This is a genomic window from Actinomadura chokoriensis (assembly GCF_039529475.1).
Lineage (GTDB): Bacteria > Actinomycetota > Actinomycetes > Streptosporangiales > Streptosporangiaceae > Spirillospora > Spirillospora bangladeshensis.
This window is the reverse complement of record NZ_BAAAMW010000015.1, coordinates 155,438-173,212: the sequence shown is the minus strand read 5'-3', so window position 1 is coordinate 173,212 and position 17,775 is coordinate 155,438. Positions and strand designations below refer to the sequence as shown.

13 protein-coding genes are annotated in these 17,775 nt (G+C 73.6%); 11 read left to right on the top strand and 2 right to left on the bottom strand.

Translation table 11 applies throughout. From position 1 onward, the window contains the following. Window positions 1–111 precede the first annotated feature (111 nt). From ABFX46_RS28540 to ABFX46_RS28530, 3 genes are all read left to right on the top strand, one after another. Window positions 112–603 (top strand): hypothetical protein, encoded by a 492-nt coding sequence (locus ABFX46_RS28540; RefSeq protein WP_346046817.1) that lies wholly within the window; start codon window positions 112–114, stop codon window positions 601–603. Between the two features lie 5 nt (window positions 604–608). Continuing rightward, the gene (locus ABFX46_RS28535) at window positions 609–4,412 is read left to right on the top strand and encodes a tetratricopeptide repeat protein (protein WP_346046816.1); all 3,804 of its coding nucleotides are present in this window, start codon (window positions 609–611) and stop codon (window positions 4,410–4,412) included. A 99-nt stretch (window positions 4,413–4,511) separates the two neighbouring features. Next, window positions 4,512–5,204, top strand: coding sequence for a Crp/Fnr family transcriptional regulator (locus tag ABFX46_RS28530; RefSeq protein WP_346046814.1), 693 nt, complete (start codon window positions 4,512–4,514; stop codon window positions 5,202–5,204). Here the strand turns inward: ABFX46_RS28530 and ABFX46_RS28525 are convergent. Continuing rightward, window positions 5,201–5,947: a maleylpyruvate isomerase family mycothiol-dependent enzyme gene (locus ABFX46_RS28525; protein ID WP_346046812.1), complete on the bottom strand. Its 747-nt coding sequence runs from the start codon at window positions 5,945–5,947 to the stop codon at window positions 5,201–5,203. The genes ABFX46_RS28530 and ABFX46_RS28525 overlap by 4 nt on opposite strands. 70 nt (window positions 5,948–6,017) lie before the next feature. Between ABFX46_RS28525 and ABFX46_RS28520 the strand changes: the two genes are divergently transcribed. The 4 genes from ABFX46_RS28520 to ABFX46_RS28505 all read left to right on the top strand — a co-directional run bounded on the left by ABFX46_RS28520 (window position 6,018) and on the right by ABFX46_RS28505 (window position 10,970). Then, the gene (locus ABFX46_RS28520) at window positions 6,018–6,809 is read left to right on the top strand and encodes an MBL fold metallo-hydrolase (RefSeq protein ID WP_346046810.1); all 792 of its coding nucleotides are present in this window, start codon (window positions 6,018–6,020) and stop codon (window positions 6,807–6,809) included. 208 nt (window positions 6,810–7,017) lie between these two features. Beyond that, window positions 7,018–9,855 (top strand): excinuclease ABC subunit UvrA, encoded by a 2,838-nt coding sequence (gene uvrA, locus ABFX46_RS28515; RefSeq protein ID WP_346046809.1) that lies wholly within the window; start codon window positions 7,018–7,020, stop codon window positions 9,853–9,855. A 52-nt stretch (window positions 9,856–9,907) separates the two neighbouring features. Then, window positions 9,908–10,342 (top strand): Rieske (2Fe-2S) protein, encoded by a 435-nt coding sequence (locus tag ABFX46_RS28510; protein ID WP_346046807.1) that lies wholly within the window; start codon window positions 9,908–9,910, stop codon window positions 10,340–10,342. 109 nt (window positions 10,343–10,451) lie between these two features. Continuing rightward, complete coding sequence (locus tag ABFX46_RS28505; RefSeq protein ID WP_346046805.1) at window positions 10,452–10,970, top strand: Rieske (2Fe-2S) protein; 519 nt, start codon at window positions 10,452–10,454, stop codon at window positions 10,968–10,970. Here the strand turns inward: ABFX46_RS28505 and ABFX46_RS28500 are convergent. Next, window positions 10,957–12,276, bottom strand: coding sequence for a mechanosensitive ion channel family protein (locus tag ABFX46_RS28500; protein ID WP_346046803.1), 1,320 nt, complete (start codon window positions 12,274–12,276; stop codon window positions 10,957–10,959). The genes ABFX46_RS28505 and ABFX46_RS28500 overlap by 14 nt on opposite strands. 174 nt (window positions 12,277–12,450) lie before the next feature. Between ABFX46_RS28500 and uvrC the strand changes: the two genes are divergently transcribed. The 4 genes from uvrC (at window position 12,451) to whiA (ending at window position 17,407) form a co-directional block, all read left to right on the top strand. Beyond that, window positions 12,451–14,478, top strand: a complete 2,028-nt coding sequence (gene uvrC / locus ABFX46_RS28495; protein WP_346046801.1) for an excinuclease ABC subunit UvrC — start codon at window positions 12,451–12,453, stop codon at window positions 14,476–14,478. Continuing rightward, entirely contained in the window at window positions 14,475–15,353 is an 879-nt protein-coding gene (gene rapZ, locus ABFX46_RS28490; protein ID WP_346046799.1) for an RNase adapter RapZ, read from the top strand. The genes uvrC and rapZ overlap by 4 nt, the downstream gene beginning before the upstream one ends. Window positions 15,354–15,390: 37 nt before the next feature. Continuing rightward, entirely contained in the window at window positions 15,391–16,368 is a 978-nt protein-coding gene (locus tag ABFX46_RS28485; protein ID WP_346046797.1) for a gluconeogenesis factor YvcK family protein, read from the top strand. Between the two features lie 61 nt (window positions 16,369–16,429). Next, window positions 16,430–17,407: a DNA-binding protein WhiA gene (whiA, locus tag ABFX46_RS28480; RefSeq protein WP_163063532.1), complete on the top strand. Its 978-nt coding sequence runs from the start codon at window positions 16,430–16,432 to the stop codon at window positions 17,405–17,407. Window positions 17,408–17,775: the final 368 nt, after the last annotated feature.

Genomic DNA, 17,775 nt, shown 5'->3' with positions numbered 1-17,775 from the left:
AATGAGTCACCGGACTCACCCAAAGCGTGCGCTTACGGACGGAACTTCCCTCCTTGCCAGTGCAGCATGGGAACTGGAAGATCAGGTTCGACCCGTGAGGACGGTGAAGCGTTGGTAACCGCATTCCGTCCCGGACCGGGCCGCGAGCAGCCGGAGGACCTCCTCGGGCACGCCTGCGCACTGGTCCGGCTCTGCGGCCGGGACTCCGCGATCGCCGCGGTGTTCCTCGCCCTCGTGCTGGCCGGGACCGTGTCCCGGCTGGCGGCCGGCCTGCCCGGCCTTCCCGCGCTGGCGCTGCTGCCGGTGCTCGCCGGGTCGTTCGCGGTCTCGGCCGGCTACGCGGTCCGGTCCCGCCGGACGCTGGTCGCGGTCCTCGGCGAGGTGCGCGGCCGCACCGGCTCGCCGCTCGACCCCGGCGTGCCGTGGACGCCGTTCGCGTCGGCGGTCGCGCTGGACGACCGGGTCCGCGACGCGGAGCTGCGCCGGCTGCTGTCGGCGGCGCACCGCTGCGGGGAGCTGTCCTGGCAGGCCGTCGCGTGGGCGGCGGCCACCTCGGTGCTGTTCCTGTTCTGGACGCTGGCGGCGGCGATGGCTGGAGGGTGACCGGATTGATCGACCCCGTACCGATCGACGCGCCGTCGGGCGACCACCTGCCGGACGTCCGGCCGGGCAGCTTCTGGGACCGGCTGGCCCCCACCGACCGGCAGGCGCTGCGCGCCATGGGCCGGCGCACCGACATCCCGCCCGGCGGCATGCTGTGCCACCAGGGGTCGGTCGCGCCGGCCGTGTACGTGGTGTTCAAGGCGTCGCCGCGCGCGGCCAGCAACGCGGTCGCCAAGGAGTTCGTCGACTCCAGCGACGGCGACGAGTCGATCATCGACCTGTTCGGGCCGGGCGACCTGGTCGGCCTGCTCGGCCCGTGGGGGCACCCGCAGCGCGGCACCGTCGCCGCCCTCGACCACGTCGCGGCGCTGCGGGTCGACCGCGCCACCTTCCGCCGCCTCCTCGCGGCGTCCCCGCGGGTCGCCGAGGCGATGATGCACGCGATCTCCGAGCGGGAGACCTTCGGCGGCCGGCGGCACGCGGTGCGGGCGGCCGACCATCCGCAGCGGCTCGCCTACCACCTGCTGGAGCTGGCGCACCGGTTCGGCGAGCCCGGCGCGGCGGAGGAGACGCTGATCCCGCTGCGGCTCAGCCAGGCGGAGCTGGCGAACTGGGCGGGCATCTCCCGCGAGACGCTGGTGCGCTGGTTCCGGTCGTGGCGGGCCAAGGGCATCCTGCACCGGCGGCCCCGCCCGCTGACCGTCCTGGACCTCGAGCGGCTGCGCCGCGCCGCGAGCCCCTGGGGGGACGAGTGGCCCGCCGCCGGCGCCGCCCCCGGACCGGCCGCCGCCGAGCCGGTCCCCGCGGCGGACGCCGGGATCGCGGCGCGCGAGCCGGTGCGGCTGGAGCCGCCCGGCGGCCGGCCGCCCGCGGCGCGGCTGCCCGCCGACAACCCGTTCTTCGCCGGCCGCGCGGTCAGCCTCAGCAAGCTGGACCTGCTCGTCGGCCAGTCGGTGTGGCCGCGCGCGGTCGTCGTCCAGGGCATGGCGGGCGTCGGCAAGACGACGCTGGCGCTGCACTGGGCGCACCGCGTCGCCGACCGGTTCCCCGACGGCGCCCTGTTCGCCGACCTGCGCGGCACCACCCGCAGCCCCGTCACCCCGGCGGAGGCGATGGGGCAGGTGCTGCGCGCGGCGGGCGTCCCCGGCGACCAGCTGCCGCGCACCGAGGACGAGCTCGCCGCGCAGTGCCGGTCGCTGCTCGGCGGCCGCCGGATGCTGCTGATCCTCGACAACGCCGTCCAGCCCGAGCAGGTCCGCCCGCTGCTGGCGGCGGTGGCGTCCGGGCTGGTGGTGGTGACGAGCCGGCGGCGGCTGCCCGCGCTGCTCGAAGGCGCCGACGTGCGGACGCTGGAGCTGCGCGAGATGGCGACGCAGGAGGCCGTCGACCTCATCGCGGGCGTCCTCGGGCCGGGCGACGCCCGCGTCCGGGACGAGGAGAAGGCCATCGTGCGGCTCGCCCGCGAGTGCGGGCACCTGCCGCTCGCGCTCGGCGTCATGGCCGGGCGGCTGGCCGAGAACCCCGGCGAGTCGATCGCCGGGACCGTCCGGGAGCTGGCCGCCCGGGACGCGCCCGGCGGCGCGGCGCACGGGACGCCCGCGCCGGGGCTGAGCGCCGTCGTCGACCCGACGTTCGACGTGGCCTACCGGAGCCTGCGCCGCGACCAGCGGGAGGCGTTCCGCCGGCTCGGCCTGGTCGCCGGCCCCGACTTCACGCCCGCCGCGCTCGCCGCGCTCCAGGACCGCACGGTGGACGAGGCCCGCGAGGGCCTGGAGGGCCTGCGGCAGGCGTACCTGGTGCAGGACGTCGGCCCGGACCGCTACCGGATGCACGACCTGCTCCGCGAGTTCGCCCGCGAGCGCGGCCTCGGGGAGGACTCCGACGGCGAGCTGCAGGCGGCGCAGCGCCGGCTGCTGGCCGGCTACCTCGCCGAGGCCCGCGAGGCGGGCGCCGCGCTGCCGGGCCGGCCCCGGCCCACCGCCCACCGGGGCGAGACCCGCGGCCGCCCGTCGGCGGCCGAGCGCGCGGCGGCCCTCGCCTGGTTCGAGGCCGAGCGGCGCAACCTCGTCGCCGCCGTCCACCAGGCCGCCCGGCTCGGCCTGCACCGCACCTGCTGGGAACTCGCCGACGCGCTGTTCGACTTCCAGGGGTTCCGCCGCTACAGCGAGGACAACATCGCCGTCCAGCAGGCGGGCCTGCACGCCGCCCGCACCGAGGAGGACTGGGCGGCGGCGGCCGTGATGCTGCACAACCTCGCGGTGGCGCACTTCGAGCTGGGCGACTCGGTCCAGGCCATCGGCTACGGGGAGGACGCGCGGCGCGGGTTCCGGGCCGTCGACCCGCCCGACCGGTACGGGGAGGCGGTGACGTTCGCGACGCTCGCCGACGTCCACGTCGTCCTCGGCCGCTACATGACGGCGATCGACCACGCGCGGCGCTCCATGGACATCCACGAGGAACTGGGGGACGAGGCCGGCGTGGCCAAGAGCCGCAGCACCCTCGCCCGCGCCCACCTCGGCCTCGGCGACTACGAGACCGCCCTGGTCCACGCCGCCGAGGCGCTCACCGCCCGGCGCCGGATCGAGGACCAGGCGGGCGTGGCCGAGACGCTGATCACCGTCGCCGGCGTGCACCGCCGGCAGGGGAACGTCCACGAGGCGGTGACGCACGCCCTGGAGGCGCTGTCGATCCGGCAGGAGCTCGCCGACATGCACGGGGCCGCCCAGGCGATGACGGAGCTCGCCCGGATGAACGCCGCGCTCGGCCTGCGCGACCTCGCCCAGCAGGACGCCGAGCAGGCGCTCCGCACCTACCGGGCCCTGGGCGGACGCCACGGGGAGGCGCGCGCGCTGACCACGCTCGGGATGCTGATGTGCGAGTCCAGCAAGTTCGCCGAGGCGTTCACCTACTGCGGCGAGGCGCTGCGGCTGCACCGCGACACCAGCGACCGGCACGGCGAGTCCGAGGCGCTCGCGCAGATCGGGATCGTCCACTGGCGGCTCGGCCGCTACCGGGAGGCGCGCGAGCACCTGCTGCGCGCGCTGGAGATCCGCCGCGAGATCGGCGACCAGCACGGCGAGGCCCACGACCTGGAGCACCTGTCGGTCGTGATGCGCCGCCTCGGCCGCCCGCAGGAGGCGCTCGTCCTCGGCCTGGAGGCCCTGGACCTGTGGCACCAGCTCGGCGCCCGCAGCGGCATGGCCGGGACGCTCGGCAGCCTCGCCCGCACCTACTCCTGGCTCGGGTTGCCCGTGGAGGCCGAGCACGCGGCCCGGCAGGCGCTGCACCTGCGCAGGTCGGGCGGCGACTGGTACGGCCTCGGCGTCGGCCTGGACACCCTCGCCGCCGTGCTGCGCCGCGCGGGGCGCCCCGAGGAGGCCCTCGCGGAGGAGCTGGAGGCGCTGCGCTTCCTCGGCGAGGTCGGCGACCGGCACAGCGAGGCCACCGGCCTGGTCCACCTCGCCGCCATCCACCTCGACCTGGGCCGCGCCGACGAGGCCCTGGAGACCGGCCGGCGCGCCCTCGACCTCGCCGCCGAGCTGGGCGCCGCGCGCGAGCAGGCGCACGCACTGCACACGATGGCCCGCGCGTCCCAGCTGCTCGGCAAGCACGCCCGCGCGGTGGAGCACGTCGACGCCGAGATCGCCATCCGCCGCGACATGGACGACCGGCGCGGGCTGCGGCAGGCCCTGGAGCTGCTGGGCGCCTCGCACCTCGCGCTCGGCGACCGGGCCGCGGCGGCCGACTGCGTCCGGCGCGTCCGCGCCCTCGACAACCTGCTTGAATCGGAGAGATCACTCGACATGTGACGAACGGCCTACTCCGCCGACGGAGCGCAGCGTTCACTGGACGGTGATCGTCCGAGGGTCGCGGGCCGCCGCCCGGGCCGGGTTCGGTGAGGAGGCGAGATGGCGGCCACCCGGTTCTGGGACGCGCTGAGCCCGCGCGCCCGGGAGGCGCTGCGCGGGGCCGGCGCCCCCGTGGTGATCAGGCCGGGCGCGTTCCTGATGCGCGAGCACACCCGCGCGTCCCAGGTCTTCGTGGTGCGCGCCGGCGCGGTGAGGGTGTGGGTGGACCGGGACGGCGAGATCGCCATCCTCGACGTCCTCGGGGCGGGCGACCTGGTCGGCGAGGTCGAGGCGGCCGACGGCGGGATCCGGCACGCCAACGTCGAGGCGATGACCCGCGTGGAGGCGCTGGTGCTGCCCGCCGCCCGGCTCCGGAGCGTCCTGGACGCCCAGCCCGGGGCGGCCTGGGCCGTCGCCGCCGTCCTCGCCGAGCGGCTGCGCGACGCCAACGAGCTGCGCGCCGCCCACTTCCCCGACGAGCCGGAGCGCCGCCTCGCCTCCCGGCTCCTGCGCCTCGTCGAGCGGTTCGGTACCCCGTTCAAGGAGGAGCGGCCGGACGGCGTGACGGCGGAGGGCGTCCACGTCCAGGTCCCGATCTCCCAGCAGGACCTCGCGCGCTGGACCGGGATGGGGCGCCGCAAGGTGGCGCAGATCCTCGCCGCCGAGCCGCTGCGCGACGAAGTGGCCGTCACCCGCAACGGGATCGTCGTCCGCTCCGCCGGCGCGCTGCGCCGCCTCGCCGGCGGCGACTAGAAGCCCGCGGGGCGGTGCGGCCAGGGCGGCGGCTCCGGGAGAGGGCCGTCCGGGCGGACGTGGACGCCGGAGCCGTCCGTGCGGCCCGACAGCCAGCCGAGCAGCGCCCGCCCGGACCCGGACGCCTCCGGGCCGCCCGCCGTCCAGCCGAGGTCGGCGGACTCGCCGTAGTCGGTCGCGGTGATGCGGTACCCGGCCAGCTCGCCGCGCCGCTCCCCGGGCAGTGCCGCCATGTCCGCCAGCGTCGCCGCCGACGCCCACCGGACGTAGGACTCGGGCCAGTCGGCGGGCCCGTACCCGGCGGCGAGGTCGACGTGGTGCGCCTCCACCTCGTTCCACCGGCGGAACACCGTGAACCAGGCGGGGTGCGCCCAGCCGGGCATCGAGCGCACGGACGCGTTCCAGGCGTCCTCCGGCAGGACGCGGGCCTGCTCGGCGAACCGCGCGGCCGTGGCGCGGACGTCCGCGATCAGCGCGGCGCCGTCGCGCCCGGCGCCCGCGTCGAGGTCGGCGTTGCGCCGCTCCAGGCTCGGGTACTGCGGGATCTCCACCCCGGTCCGGGCCCATTCGAGCAGGTTCCAGAGGGAGTCGGCGTTGCGGGCGACATGGGTGGCGACATGCCCGCGGCTCCATCCCGGCAGCGCCGACGGGCCGCGCAGGTCCTGCTCGGTGAGCTTGCCGAGCGTCACGATGATCCGCTCGGTGCCCGCGTCCAGCTCGTCGATCACGTCGCGCCAGTCCATGACCCCTCCTCGGCCGAAAAAGCGCCTCCATCCTGTCGCACCGGCCGGTCCGCTGCCAGACAATGTGATCATGGACTTTCCGATCTGCGCGACCTGCGGCGTCCAGTACGGCGGGCCCCGCCCCGACTGCCCCATCTGCGAGGACGAGCGCCAGTACGTCGGCTGGGACGGCCAGAAATGGACGACCCTGGAGGAACTGCGCGTCGGCCACCGCGGCCGGATCGCCGAGGAGGGCCCGGACGTCGTCGGGATCGGCACCGAGCCGTCCACCGCCATCGGCCAGCGCGCCCTGCTGCTGCGCGCCCCGTCCGGCAACGTCCTCTGGGACATGGTCACGCACATCGACGACGACCTGATCCGCCAGGTCAACGACCTCGGCGGCGTCTCCGCGATCGCGATCAGCCACCCGCACTTCTACGGCTCGATGATCGAGTGGGCGCACGCCTTCGACGCCCCGGTCTACATCCACGCGGCCGACCGCAAGTGGGTGGCCCGCCCCGACGACTCCGTCGTCTTCTGGGAGGGGGACACCCACGAACTCGCGGACGGCCTCACGCTGATCAACGCGGGCGTCCACTTCGACGGCGGCCAGGTCCTGCACTGGCGCGACGCCCGCGCCCTGTTCTCCGGCGACATCCTGACGGTTGTCCAAGACCGCGACTGGGTGAGCTTCATGTACAGCTACCCGAACCACATCCCGGAACGCCCCCGCATCGTCCGCCGCGCCCTGCGCCTCCTGGAGCCCTACGACTTCGACCGCGTCTACGGCGCCTGGTGGCGAAAGATCGTCTACACCGACGGCAAGAACGCCGTCCGCCGCTCCGCCGCCCGCTACCTGACCCGCGCCCTCGACGACGAGTGAGGGTGTTGCGGTGGCGGGGGGTGTTCGAACACGTGTACGGTGCGAGGGTGCCGCCCGGACCGGTCGGGACGGGCGGGTGGCTTCATGAAATGCGGCGGCGGCCGTCGCCGTTATGGAGTCGGGGGATTCTGTCGTACCCCGTGGCTAGCCTGAGACCGACGTGTCTCTCCCCACCGCCGCGCCCCAGAAGAGGAACCGGATCACCACCGTGCATGACCGACTCATCGTGCGTGGAGCACGCGAGCACAACCTGAAGGACGTCTCGCTCGACCTCCCGCGGGACTCCATGATCGTGTTCACCGGTCTGTCGGGGTCCGGCAAGTCCAGCCTGGCGTTCGACACGATCTTCGCGGAGGGCCAGCGCCGGTACGTGGAGTCGCTGTCGGCGTACGCCCGGCAGTTCCTCGGCCAGATGGACAAGCCCGACGTCGACTTCATCGAGGGCCTGTCCCCGGCGGTGTCGATCGACCAGAAGTCGACCAGCAAGAACCCGCGGTCGACGGTCGGGACGATCACCGAGGTGTACGACTACCTGCGGCTGCTGTACGCGCGCATCGGGCACCCGCACTGCCCCGAGTGCGGCCGGCCGATCAGCCGGCAGGCGCCGCAGCAGATCGTCGACCGGGTGCTGGAGCTGGAGCCCGGCACGCGGTTCCAGGTGCTCGCGCCCGTCATCCGCGGGCGCAAGGGCGAGTACCTGGAGCTGTTCCGCGAGCTGCAGTCCAAGGGGTACTCGCGGGCCCTCGTCGACGGCCAGATGATCCGGCTGGACGAGCCGCCCAAGCTCAAGAAGCAGGAGAAGCACGACATCTCCGTCGTGGTCGACCGGCTCTCGGTGAAGGACTCCGCGCGGCAGCGGCTCGCCGACTCGGTGGAGACCGCGCTGGGTCTCGCGGGCGGCACGATCGTCCTCGACTTCGTCGACCTCGACGAGGATGACGAGAACCGCACTCGGATGTACTCCGAGCATCTGTACTGCCCCTACGACGACCTGTCGTTCGAGGAGCTGGAGCCCCGGTCGTTCTCGTTCAACTCGCCTTATGGCGCCTGCCCCGACTGCACCGGGCTGGGGACGCGCATGGAGGTCGACCCCGAGCTCGTTGTCCCGGACGAGGAGCTCACGCTCGGCGAGGGCGCGATCCAGCCGTGGTCGAACGGGCACGTCAGCGACTACTTCCTGCGGCTGCTGTCCGCGCTGGGCGACGCCATGGGGTTCGACCTCAACACCCCGTGGCACAAGCTGCCCGCCAAGGCGCGCAAGGCCGTCCTGAACGGGCACGAGACCCAGGTCCACGTGCGGTACAAGAACCGCTACGGCCGGACGAGGTCGTACTACACCGCCTACGAGGGCGTGATCCCCTACATCCAGCGGCGGCACGCCGAGTCCGAGAGCGACTCCAGCCGGGAGCGGTTCGAGGGCTACATGCGGGAGATCCCGTGCCCGACCTGCGAGGGCGCCCGGCTCAAGCCGGTCGTGCTGGCCGTCACCATGGGCGGCAGGTCGATCGCCGAGGTCGCCGCCATGCCGATCGGCGAGGCCGCCAAGTTCCTCCTCGCGATGGAGCTGAACGAGCGCGAGACCCACATCGCCGAGCGCGTCCTCAAGGAGATCAACGCCCGGCTCGGGTTCCTGCTGGACGTCGGCCTCGACTACCTCACGCTCGACCGGGCGTCCGCGACGCTCGCGGGCGGGGAGGCGCAGCGCATCCGGCTCGCGACGCAGATCGGCTCCGGCCTGGTCGGCGTCCTGTACGTGCTGGACGAGCCGTCCATCGGCCTGCACCAGCGCGACAACCACCGGCTGCTGGAGACGCTGATCCGGCTCCGCGACATGGGCAACACGCTGATCGTCGTCGAGCACGACGAGGACACCATCGCCGCCGCCGACTGGATCGTCGACATCGGCCCCCGCGCGGGCGAGCACGGCGGCGAGATCGTCGTGTCCGGCACCGTCGAGGACCTGAAGAAGTCCGAGCGGTCGCTGACCGGCGCCTACCTGGACGGGCGGCGCGAGATCGCCGTCCCGCAGATCCGCCGGCCGCGCACGAAGGGCCGCGAGATCACCGTCAAGGGCGCCCAGCAGAACAACCTGCGGAACGTCGACGTGGCGTTCCCGCTCGGCGTCCTCACCGCCGTGACCGGCGTGTCGGGGTCGGGCAAGTCGACGCTGGTCAACGACATCCTGTACAACTCCCTCGCCAAGAAGCTGAACGGGGCGAAGACCGTCCCCGGCAAGCACAAGCGGGTCAACGGCGTCGACCAGCTCGACAAGGTCGTCCACGTCGACCAGTCGCCGATCGGGCGCACGCCGCGCTCCAACCCGGCGACCTACACCGGCGTGTTCGACCACATCCGCAAGCTGTTCGCGCAGACCACCGAGGCGAAGGTCCGCGGCTACCAGCCGGGCCGGTTCTCCTTCAACGTCAAGGGCGGCCGCTGCGAGAACTGCTCCGGCGACGGCACCATCAAGATCGAGATGAACTTCCTGCCGGACGTCTACGTCCCGTGCGAGGTCTGCCACGGCGCCCGCTACAACCGGGAGACCCTGGAGGTCCACTACAAGGGCAAGACGATCTCCGAGGTGCTCGACATGCCGATCGAGCAGGCCACCGAGTTCTTCGAGCCGATCAAGGCGATCCACCGGCACCTGAAGACGCTCAACGACGTCGGCCTCGGCTACGTCCGGCTGGGCCAGCCCGCCCCGACGCTGTCCGGCGGCGAGGCGCAGCGCGTCAAGCTGGCCTCGGAGCTGCAGAAGCGCTCCACCGGCCGCACCATCTACGTGCTGGACGAGCCGACCACCGGCCTGCACTTCGAGGACATCCGCAAGCTCCTCGGCGTCCTGAACGGGCTGGTCGACAAGGGCAACACGGTCCTCGTCATCGAGCACAACCTCGACGTCATCAAGACCGCCGACTGGATCATCGACATGGGCCCCGAGGGCGGCTCGCGCGGCGGCACGGTCGTCGCGACCGGCACGCCCGAGGACGTCGCCGGGGTCGAGGCCAGCCACACCGGCCAGTTCCTCAAGCGGATCCTCGGCTAGCCGCCGAGGGGCCGGTGCGCGGCGCCCGGGGCCGTCCACCAAGATGGAGTCCATGGGAGAGAACGTGATGCCCCGGGCGGCCGGGGACGGGGGGATCGGGCGGCGCGCCGTGCTGTGCGGCGGCGCCGGGGCCGTCGGCGCCACCGTGATCGCCGGATGCGGCGGGAGCGGCGGGGCGAAGTCCGCCCAGGACCTCAAGGGCAAGCAGATCGCGAAGACCGCGGACGTGCCCGTCGGCGGCGGCAAGGTCTACGGGGACGAGAAGGTCGTGGTGACCCAGCCCGCCCAGGGCGAGTTCAAGGCGTTCACCGCGGTGTGCACCCACCAGGGCTGCACGGTCGGCAGCGTCCGGAACGGGATCATCCACTGCCCGTGCCACGGCAGCGAGTTCAAGATCACGGACGGGTCGGTGGCGAAGGGCCCGGCGGACACGCCGCTGCAGGAGTACCCGATCCAGGTGAAGGACGGCGGCATCGTCGTCACCTGAGGTGACGTCCGGCCGGCCTGAAAATTGGTTCGGCTTTGAACCATCTCGCCCGCTCGTTCGTGTTCTCAGGTGACGGAAACGACCGAGACATGTCACCGGAGGGGCGAGCATGCCACAGGGGTCCGAGACGGCACAGGGGTCCGACGCGCAGGCGGACGGGACGGAGCGGGAACCGGGGAACGCGAGGAGCCGCCGGGGCCTGCTCATCGGCGCGGGTCTCGCGGGCGTGGCCGGGCTGGCGGCCGCGTGCGGGGGATCGGGCGGCGATGCGGGGTCCGGCGGCTCCAGCGGGTCCGGCGGCGGGGACGCGGGCGGGGACGCCGGCGGGGACGCCGGGTCGGGCGGCGCCCTGGCGTCGGCCGACGAGATCCCGGTCGGCGGCGGCAAGGTGTTCGAGGACGCCGAGGTCGTCGTGTGCCAGCCGCAGCAGGGTCAGTTCACGGCGTTCTCCGCGTCCTGCACCCATCGCGGCTGCAGCGTCGGGTCGGTGTCGGGCGGCACGATCAACTGCCCCTGCCACGGCAGCAAGTTCAAGATCAGCGACGGGTCGGTAGTGAACCCGCCCGCGGACAAGCCGCTGGAGAAGAAGACCGTCACCGTCCAGAACGGGAAGATCATGCTCGCCTGAGCGACGTGCGCGGTGCCGGGCCGCCCCCCTGCGGGGCGGTCCGGCCGCCGGAGTCGTCCGGCGCCCCGTCGGGGTCCTCCGGCGCGTTCACCCCGGACGAGGCGCCGCCCTCCGTCCGCGGGGCGGGCGCCGCGGCCCCGCCCCCTGCGGGCCGGCCCGCGTCCTTCGCGGACGCCGTCGAACCGTCCGGAGGCGAGCCGGTGCCGTCCGCGGCCGGCCGCGTGCCGTCCTGTGGCGAGTCCGTGCCGCCGGCGGGGGAGAGGTCCGCGCCGTCGGCGACGGGCTCGGCGCCCACGCGGAAGCGGGGGAGCGCCTCCGGGTGGTTCTCGCGGATGTAGACCACGAGGTGCTCGCGCACGTCGCAGCGCAGGTCCCAGGTGCTCGCCGAGTCGGCGGCGCTCATCAGCGCGCGCAGCTTGAGCAGGCCGTTCGGCAGGGTCTCGACGACCTGCAGCACCCACTCGCGCCGGTCCCACAGCGGGTTGTCCCGGAGCGCCGAGTACAGCTCGGCCCGCAGCTCCTCGACCGGCACCGTCCAGTCCACGTGCAGCTCCACCGAGCCGAGCAGCCGGCTGGAGTGCCGGGTCCAGTTCTCGAACGGCTGCTCGGTGAAGTGCGACACCGGGAAGATCATCCGGCGGTCGTCCCAGAGCCGCAGCACCACGTAGGACAGCGTCAGCTCCTCGACCCGCCCCCAGGTGCCCTGGGTGACGACGATGTCGTCCAGGCGCAGCGCGTCGCTGAACGCCAGCTGCAGCCCGGCGAGCAGGTTGCCGAGCGTGGGCCGGGCCGCGATGCCGACGACCAGCCCGGCGACGCCCGCCGAGGCGAGCACCCCGGCGCCGATCGCCCGCACGCTCGGGAAGGTGAACAGCACGGCGCCGACCGCGACGATCGTGATCACCACGGCCGCGATCCGGCGCAGCAGCAGCATCTGGGTGCGGGCGCGGCGGGCCCGCCGGTTGCGCTCGCCCTCGATGTGCATCAGCCGTTCCAGCGGCGGGTCGCTGAGCGCGTAGGCGATCCGCAGCACCAGCCAGGTCGTGGCGCCGATGGCGGCGATGCGCAGCGCGTGCCGGACGGCGCCGTCGGGCGACCCGTGCAGCAGGTGGTAGGGCATCGCCGCGTTGGCGCTGACCACCGCGGCGAACGCGAAGGCGGGCGCGGCGACGCGGCGGGCGGCCCGGCCGGCGCCCGGCCAGCGGTGCGACAGCCGCCCGGCGAGCAGCCGGCGGACCGCCTCCACGACGATCACGGACGTGGCGACGACGCCGGCGAGGAAGATCCAGGCCCAGAGCGCGGACACGTGCGCAACGACCTCCTCGGCTGATCGGAAACCTCGGTCCGACCATCCCTTTCCCGTCGCTTTGCCGTCATCCGACATGAAAAGGGAGATCTATATCACCTTGCACCGATCGTCGCACCGGGACGGGCCGCGTGGAAGCCCGGCGTGTCGGTGCCGCCCACTAGGCTTCTGAGCGTGGCAGATCCGGCGACCTACCGACCCGCACCGGGCTCGATCCCCGAATCCCCCGGGGTGTACCGCTTCCGCGACGAGCACGGCCGGGTCATCTACGTGGGCAAGGCCAAGAGCCTGCGCTCGCGCCTGGGCTCCTACTTCGCCGACTACTCCTCGCTGCACCCCCGCACGCAGACGATGGTGCAGACCGCCGCCCGGGTCGACTGGACGGTCGTCGGCACCGAGGTCGAGGCCCTCCAGCTCGAGTACTCCTGGATCAAGGAGTTCGACCCCCGGTTCAACGTCCGCTACCGCGACGACAAGTCCTATCCGTACCTCGCCGTCACCCTGAACGAGGACTTCCCGAGGGTGATGGTGATGCGGGGCGCGAAGCGCAGGGGCGTGCGCTACTTCGGGCCGTACTCGCACGCGTGGGCGATCCGCGAGACGGTCGACCAGCTGCTGCGCGTGTTCCCCGTCCGGACGTGCAGCGCCGGCGTGTTCAAGCGCCAGCACCAGCTCGACCGCCCCTGCCTGCTCGGCTACATCGGCAAGTGCTCGGCGCCGTGCGTCGGCCGCGTCTCGCCGGAGGAGCACCGCCTCCTCGCCGAGGACTTCTGCGACTTCATGGCGGGCAACACGACCCGGTTCATCAAGCGCCTCGAACGCGACATGCGCGAGGCCGCCGCGTCCCAGGAGTACGAGCGCGCGGCCCGGCTCCGCGACGACATCCGCGCCCTGGAGCGCGCCCTGGAGAAGCAGGCCGTCGTCCTGCCCGACAGCACCGACTGCGACATGATCGCCTTCGCCGAGGACGAGCTGGAGGCGGCCGTCCAGGTGTTCTACGTGCGCGGCGGCCGCATCCGCGGCCAGCGCGGCTGGGTCGTCGACAAGGTCGAGGAGGTCACCACCGCCGACCTCGTCGAGAACTTCCTCATCCAGATCTACGGCGAGAGCGAGTCGGTGCCGCGGGAGGTGCTCGTCCCGGCGCTGCCGCCCGAGGAGGACGCGATGACCGAGCTGCTGTCGGAGCGGCGCGGCGGGCCGGTCCGGCTGCGCGTCCCGCGGCGCGGCGACAAGAAGGCCCTGCTGGAGACGGTCGCGCGCAACGCCCACGAGGCGCTCAAGCAGCACAAGACGCGCCGCGCGTCCGACCTCACCACCCGCAGCCGCGCTCTCCAGGAGATCCAGGACGCCCTGGAGCTGGACGAGGCGCCGCTGCGCATCGAGTGCTACGACGTGTCGAACCTGCAGGGCACGAACGTGGTCGCGTCCATGGTCGTGTTCGAGGACGGACTGGCCCGCAAGAGCGAGTACCGCCGCTTCACGATCAAGGCCGTCGAGGGGCAGGACGACGTCCGCTCCATCCACGAGGTGATCACCCGCCGGTTCCGCCGCTACCTCGCCGAGAGCGAGAAGATGGGCGAGCTCGACCATCTCGGCGATCCCCATGAGGCGGTGGCCGGGGGGTCGTCCCCCCGGAACGAGACGGAGGAGGGCGCGCACCAGCCGATCGACCCGGAGACCGGCCGGCCGCGCAAGTTCGCCTACCCGCCGAACCTGGTGATCGTCGACGGCGGCCCGCCGCAGGTCGCCGCCGCGCAGCGCGCCCTCGACGAGCTCGGCGTCGACGACATCGCGGTCTGCGGCATCGCCAAGCGGCTGGAGGAGCTCTGGCTCCCCGGCGAGGGCGATCCGGTCATCCTGCCGCGCAACAGCGAGGGCATGTTCCTCGTCCAGCGGGTACGCGACGAAGCGCATCGTTTCGCCATCACCTTCCACCGGCAGCGGCGGTCCAAGTCCATGACGGCCAGCGAACTCGATAACGTTCCGGGTCTGGGCCCGGCGCGGCGGGCGGCGCTGCTGAAGCACTTCGGCTCGCTGAAGCGGCTGCGGGACGCGACGCCCGAGCAGGTCGCCGAGGTCCCGGGGATCGGCATGCGCAGCGCCGAGGGGATCGTCGCGGCGCTGCACGGCGGTACCGCTCCGGCGCGCGAGGGCGCGGCCGGGGGCACGGGCGACGGGGAGCACAGGGGGAGACGGGCATGACCAGCGAGACCAAGATACCGGACATCGTGATCGTCACCGGCATGTCGGGGGCGGGCCGCAGCACCGCGGCCAAGTCCCTGGAGGACCTCGACTGGTTCGTGGTCGACAACCTGCCGCCGGGGCTGCTCGCCACGATGGCCGACCTCGGCGGCCGGGTGAAGGACGCGGTGCCGCGCATCGCCGTCGTCGTGGACGTCCGCAGCCGCGCCTTCACCGAGGACCTGCACTCCTCGATCGCCGAGCTGGAGGCGCGCGGCGTCCACCCGCGGGTGGTGTTCCTGGAGGCGAACGACGCCGACCTGGTGCGCCGCTTCGAGAGCGTCCGCCGGCCCCACCCGCTGCAGGGCGACGGCCGCCTGGTGGACGGCATCGCCCGCGAGCGCGAGCTCGTCCGCGAGGTCCGGGCCGAGGCCGACCTGGTGATCGACACCAGCGGCCTGAACGTGCACGAGCTGCGCAACAAGATCATCGGGTTCTTCGGCAACGACACCGGCGAGTCCAGCCTGCGCGCGACCGTCGTGTCGTTCGGCTACAAGTACGGCCTGCCGGTCGACGCCGACCTCGTCGTCGACTGCCGGTTCCTGCCGAACCCGCACTGGGTGCCGGAGCTGCGGCCGAAGACGGGCCGCGACACCGCCGTCCGCGACTACGTCCTCAGCCAGCGCGGCGCCAAGGAGTTCCTGGACGCCTACTCGGAGGTCCTGCGGCTGCTCGCCGGCGGCTACGAGCGGGAGGGCAAGCACTACGTGACGCTCGCCGTGGGATGTACCGGCGGAAAACACCGTAGTGTGGCCATGGCGGAACAGATCGCCGCCCGGCTGCGGGACGAGGGCATCGAGGTGCAGGTCGCCCACCGTGACCTCGGCCGCGAATGACCGCCCGCGGTCCCCGGACGAGGAGAGTAACGGCACGGTGAAGGACCCTGGCCCAACGGCGGGCCCGAAGGTCGTCGCGCTCGGCGGCGGCCACGGCCTCTACGCCTCGCTGTCGGCGCTGCGCCGCGTCACCGACCGGCTGACCGCGATCGTCACCGTCGCCGACGACGGCGGCTCCAGCGGCCGGCTCCGCCGCGAACTCGGCGTGCTGCCGCCCGGCGACCTGCGGATGGCGCTCGCCGCCCTCTGCGGCGACGACGAATGGGGGCAGACCTGGCGGGACGTCGTCCAGCACCGCTTCCGCAGCGAGGGCGACCTGAAGGACCACGCCGTCGGCAACCTCCTCATCGTCGCGCTGTGGGAGCTGCTCGGCGGCGCGGACGCCGCCGGATCCACCGTCGCCGGGCTCGACTGGGTCGGGCGGCTCCTCGGCGCGCACGGCCGCGTCCTGCCGATGGCGGCCGTCCCGATGGACATCGTCGCCGAGGTGCGCGGCGCCGACCCGTCCCGGCCCGACGAGATCACCCACGTCAAAGGGCAGGCGGCGTGCGCGAAGACGCCCGGCAGCGTGCTCGGCGTGTCGCTCGTCCCCGCCGACCCGCCCGCCTGCCAGGAGGCCCTCGACGCCGTCGAGGACGCCGACTGGATCCTGTTCGGCCCCGGCTCCTGGTTCACCAGCGTCCTGCCGCACCTCAAAGTGCCCGCGCTGGCCCGCGCCCTCACCACGGCCCGCGCCCGCCGCGCCGTCGCGCTCAACCTCGCGCCGCAGCCCGGCGAGACCGACGACTTCTCGCCGCAGACCCACCTGGAGGTCCTGCAGGCCCACGCCCCGGACCTGCGCGTGGACGTCGTCATCGCCGACCGCGCGGTGGTGGACGACCCGGCCGCGCTCGAGAAGGCCGCGCAGGCCCTCGGCGGGCGGCTCGTCCTCGCCGACGTCGCCGCCGACGACGGGTCGCCGCGTCATGAACCCGCCCGGCTGGCCCAAGCCTTGGTACAGATTTTCAGCGAGTGACATCCCGCGTGGTCGGCATCGGCCACACTGCTGGGAGTCCGATAGGGGGAGGGTTCATCAGATGGCGATGACCGGTGTGGTCAAGGACGAGCTGAGCAGGCTCACGGTCATGAAACCGTGCTGCCGCAAGGCCGAGGTCTCGACGCTGCTGCGGTTCGCGGGCGGCCTGCACCTGGTCAGCGGGCGGATCGTGATCGAGGCCGAGATCGACACCGGCGTGGCGGCGCGGCGCCTCATCAAGGACATCGCGGAGGTGTTCGGGCACACCTCCGAGGTGGTCGTGCTCGCGCCGAGCGGCCTGCGCAAGGGCAACCGGTACGTCGTCCGCGTCTTCCGGGACGGCGAGTCGCTCGCCCGCCAGACCGGGCTCATCGACAACAACGGCCGGCCCGTCCGCGGCCTGCCCCGGCACGTGGTCGCGGGGGCGGCCTGCGACGCCGAGTCCGCCTGGCGCGGCGCGTTCCTCGCGCACGGCTCGCTCACCGAACCCGGCCGGTCCATGTCGCTGGAGGTGACCTGCCCCGGCCCCGAGGCCGCGCTCGCCCTCGTCGGCGCCGCCCGCCGCCTGAAGATCCACGCCAAGGCCCGCGAGGTCCGCGGCGTCGACCGCGTCGTCGTCCGCGACGGCGACGCCATCAGCGCCCTCCTCACCCGGCTCGGCGCCCACGACAGCGTCCTCGCCTGGGAGGAGCGCCGGATGCGCCGCGAGGTCCGCGCCACCGCCAACCGGCTCGCCAACTTCGACGACGCCAACCTGCGCCGCTCCGCCCGCGCCGCCGTCGCCGCCGGCGCCCGCGTCGCCCGCGCCCTGGAGATCCTCGGCGACGACGCCCCCGAGCACCTCGTCAACGCCGGCCGCCTCCGCCTGGAGCACAAGCAGGCGTCCCTGGAGGAACTCGGCCAGCTCGCCGACCCGCCCCTCACCAAGGACGCCATCGCCGGCCGCATCCGCCGCCTCCTCGCCATGGCCGACAAACGCGCCACCGACCAGGGCATCCCCGGCACCGAGGCGAACCTGACGGCCGACATGCTGGGTTGACCCAGGGGGGCGACCCCCTGGAACCCCCGTCACGACGCAGGCGATCCTCACGCCGCCGTTGCGGTCTGTCGTGCCTGTTCTGGCGTGTGCGGCGTCGCTGCGGTCGCCTGCGTCGGCGGGCAGGCCCGCTCCGGGCGCTAGAGCGCCCTCCGCGTGCCTGCCCGTGGGCGCCGCGCCTGTCCGTGTCGCAGTTCGGGTCTGGTCCAAGAGGGTTTCGCAGGGGGCCGTCTGGGTTCCGGTTGCCTTCCCAGATGCCTGGTGTTGCGTGCCTGCTCGTGGGTGCGGCGCCTGTCCGTGTCGCAGTTCGGGTCTGGTCCAAGAGGGTTTCGCAGGGGGCCGTCTGGGTTCCGGTTGCCTTCCCAGATGGC

Coding starts and splice junctions, on each gene's coding strand:
- whiA (WP_163063532.1), top strand. CDS start 16,430: ATGGCGATGACCGGTGTGGTCAAGGACGAGCTGAGCAGGCTCACGGTC.
- ABFX46_RS28510 (WP_346046807.1), top strand. CDS start 9,908: ATGGGAGAGAACGTGATGCCCCGGGCGGCCGGGGACGGGGGGATCGGG.
- ABFX46_RS28530 (WP_346046814.1), top strand. CDS start 4,512: ATGGCGGCCACCCGGTTCTGGGACGCGCTGAGCCCGCGCGCCCGGGAG.
- ABFX46_RS28505 (WP_346046805.1), top strand. CDS start 10,452: ATGCCACAGGGGTCCGAGACGGCACAGGGGTCCGACGCGCAGGCGGAC.
- rapZ (WP_346046799.1), top strand. CDS start 14,475: ATGACCAGCGAGACCAAGATACCGGACATCGTGATCGTCACCGGCATG.
- ABFX46_RS28525 (WP_346046812.1), bottom strand. CDS start 5,947: ATGGACTGGCGCGACGTGATCGACGAGCTGGACGCGGGCACCGAGCGG.
- ABFX46_RS28520 (WP_346046810.1), top strand. CDS start 6,018: ATGGACTTTCCGATCTGCGCGACCTGCGGCGTCCAGTACGGCGGGCCC.